We start from the raw sequence: 733 nt of genomic DNA, 5'->3' as shown, positions 1-733 counted from the left end.
CTCCTCGATTCGCGATCGAAGCCACTGGGATGGTGATCATCGCCGCACTTGCTTACTTCCTGATCACAAGGACAAACAACGCCGGGCAGGTACTGCCGATGCTGGGAACGTTTGCCCTTGGCGCGCAGCGTCTAGTACCCCTTATGCAATTGATCTATGCAAACTGGGCGCTCGTGCTGGGCAATATCGCTGGCGTCGAAGCGGTTCTTAAGACGATCGAAGCGCCACTCCCAGCGGACGCACAGGCACCTCCGCCGAGGCGCTTGCCTTTCGATCAGGCAATTGTGCTGAAGGATTTATCGTTCTGCTACGCGCCCGATCAGCCGCCGGTTATCGAACGGTTCAATCTCACCATCGTGAAAGGTGCAAAGGTCGGGTTTGTAGGCAAGACAGGGAGCGGGAAGAGCACGACTGTCGATCTCGTTATGGGCCTGCTCGAGCCGACAAGCGGAGTGATCGAGATCGATGGGAAGCCCCTTGATGAAGGCACCAGACGTGCCTGGCAGAGGCAGATTGCCCATGTCCCCCAGAGTATCTTCCTTTCGGATGCTTCGATCGCCGAGAATATCGCGTTTGGCATCGACCCCGCCGGCATCGATCTTGAACGTGTTCGCAACGCAGCGCAGCAGGCTGCTTTGGCGGGCTTCATCGAAAACTTGCCCAAGGGCTATGAAACGCGGGTCGGCGAACGCGGCGTGCGATTGTCCGGCGGCCAGCGCCAACGAATAGGCAT

General features: G+C 58.4%; 1 protein-coding gene. It reads left to right on the top strand.

Going from position 1 to position 733, the window contains the following annotated elements; translation table 11 throughout:
- Positions 1-29: 29 nt before the first annotated feature.
- Positions 30-733 (top strand): ABC transporter ATP-binding protein (locus tag EN780_RS36130; RefSeq protein WP_245500243.1); only part of this gene is annotated, 704 nt, incomplete at its 3' end.

Source organism: Mesorhizobium sp. M4B.F.Ca.ET.089.01.1.1, from assembly GCF_004022605.1.
GTDB classification, from domain to species: domain Bacteria; phylum Pseudomonadota; class Alphaproteobacteria; order Rhizobiales; family Rhizobiaceae; genus Mesorhizobium; species Mesorhizobium abyssinicae.
This window is presented reverse-complemented; position numbering and strand designations above follow the sequence as displayed.